The sequence below is a fragment of the Streptomyces sp. NPDC058457 genome (genome assembly GCF_042720695.1).
Taxonomy (GTDB): Bacteria; Actinomycetota; Actinomycetes; order Streptomycetales; family Streptomycetaceae; genus Streptomyces.
In genome coordinates, this window is record NZ_JBHXLU010000194.1 from 1 (window position 1) to 2136 (window position 2136).

Annotated in this window: 2 protein-coding genes and 1 pseudogene; all 3 read right to left on the bottom strand. The window is 69.0% G+C overall.

Translation table 11 applies throughout. From position 1 onward, the window contains the following. A partial coding sequence (locus ACFWPS_RS53930; protein WP_383721910.1) for a potassium-transporting ATPase subunit KdpA occupies positions 1 to 977 on the bottom strand: 977 nt, incomplete at its 3' end. 8 nt (positions 978 to 985) lie between these two features. Beyond that, positions 986 to 1075: a K(+)-transporting ATPase subunit F gene (gene kdpF, locus ACFWPS_RS53935; protein WP_016434100.1), complete on the bottom strand. Its 90-nt coding sequence runs from the start codon at positions 1073 to 1075 to the stop codon at positions 986 to 988. A 258-nt stretch (positions 1076 to 1333) separates the two neighbouring features. After that, a pseudogene (locus ACFWPS_RS53940) lies at positions 1334 to 2136 on the bottom strand (amino acid permease); the annotation flags it as partial.

The window sequence follows — 2136 nt, forward strand, 5'->3', positions numbered from 1 at the left end:
CCGACCCCGAAGCGGACCTCCTTGCCTTCGTACGCCCCGCCCGCGGCCTGGAGCGCCGCGCCGTGGTGGGCGAACTCGGTCCACATCATCAGGGCGACGAAGCCGACCCAGATGGTGGCCATGGTGGCGAGGATCGCGTAGCCCTGCTTCACCGAGCCGACCATCACTCCGAAGGTGCGGGTCAGCGCGAACGGGATCAGCAGGATCAGGAAGATCTCGAAGAGGTTGGTGAACGGGGTGGGGTTCTCGAAGGGGTGGGCCGAGTTGGCGTTGAAGTAGCCGCCACCGTTCGTACCGAACTCCTTGATGGCCTCCTGGGAGGCGACCGCGCCGCCGTTCCACTGCTGCGAGCCGCCCATGAACTGACCGACCTCGTGGATGCCGGAGAAGTTCTGGATGGCACCGCACGCGACCAGCACGATGGCGGCGATCGCCGCGCCGGGAACCAGGATGCGGATGGTGCCGCGCACCAGGTCGGACCAGAAGTTGCCCAGCTCACCGGTGCGCGAGCGCGCGAAGCCCCGTACGAGGGCGACGGCGACGGCGATACCGACGGCGGCGGAGACGAAGTTCTGCACGGCCAGACCGGCGGTCTGCACGACGTGACCCATGGTCTGCTCGCCGTAGTACGACTGCCAGTTCGTGTTGGTCACGAAGGAGACGGCCGTGTTGAACGACTGCGCCGGGTTGACCGAGGACAAGCCGAGCGAGCCGGGCAGGATGCCCTGGATCCGCTGGAGCAGATAGAGGAACAGGACGCTGACGGCGGAGAAGGCCAGGACTCCGCGCAGATACGCGGGCCAGCGCATCTCGGTGTCGGGGTTGGCGCCGATGCCCTTGTAGATCCACTTCTCGACGCGCCAGTGCTTGTCGGAGGAGTAGACCCTGGCCATGTAGTTGCCGAGGGGAACGTAGGCGAGCGCCAGCGCGCCTATGAGGGCGAGCAGCTGGAGAAAGCCGGCGAGTACGGGACCCATGTCGTGGCTCAGAACCTCTCCGGGAAGATCAGGGCGAGGACGAGATAGCCCAGCAGGGCGACGGCCACGACGAGGCCGACGATGTTCTCGGCGGTCACAGCTTCGTCACCCCCTTGGCGACGAGGGCCACCAGCGCGAAACCCGCGAGCACGGTGACGACGAAGGCCAGATCGGCCATCGCGAACTCCTGGAGTGAGGTTCGATGGAGACGGACGAGTAGAGGAAAGCGCCTTTCTGGCCGGATCGGGTCGCCCGTTTACGGCTCTCATACGGCGGCACCCATGGCTTTGACGGGACTCTTACGGCCCCTGATCGATACCGGTGAGTCAGCCGCCGTAACGGTCGGTGACCCGGGCTCACGGCAGCCGGAAGCGAAGCCGACAGATCACCGCGTCCGTCTCCCGCCGCACGGCGTGCGCGACCACCGCGCCCCGCTGGTTCTGCAGCAGGCGCTGCCAGAGCCGCTCCGGCTCGGTCTCCGGGATCAGCACGGTCACCTGGGTGCCCGGCTCGGCGGCGGTCACCTCGCGGACGTAGGCGGCGATGGGACGGCCAAGGGTGCGCCGCTCACAGCTCAACCTCACCAACGGCACCCCGGGGTCCCACTCGGCCCAGGCACGCTCCAGGGCGTGGAGCGCGGCACGGTCCTCGGGGTCCGGATAGCACACGGTCACCGCGCGGACCTCGTCGCCGAGCGAGGAGGCGGCCGTGAGAGCCTCCGAGGTGAGCCTGGACAGGGACGAGACGGGGACGAGCACCAGCGAGCGCTCGCGGTGCGGGGTCTCGGGTATGCGGCCGAGACCGAGCCGCTCGCCGATCCGGCCGTAGGCGCGGTGGACGGCGACGAAGGCGGCCACGAGCAGCGGCAGCATCACGACGACGAGCCAGGCGCCCTCGGTGAACTTGGCGGCGGTGACGACGACGGTGGCCACCGCGGTGAGCACGGCCCCGAACCCGTTGAGCAGGGCCTTCCCGCGCCAACCGGTCCCCCGTTGCAGCCTCCAGTGCCGCACCATGCCCACCTGGGCGATGGTGAACCCGACGAAGACCCCGATGGCGAACAGCGGCACCAGCGTGTTGGTGTCACCGCCGGAGAACACCAGCAGCGCGGCCGAGACGCCGGCCAGGGCGAGCACACCGTGCCGGTGCACCTGCCGGT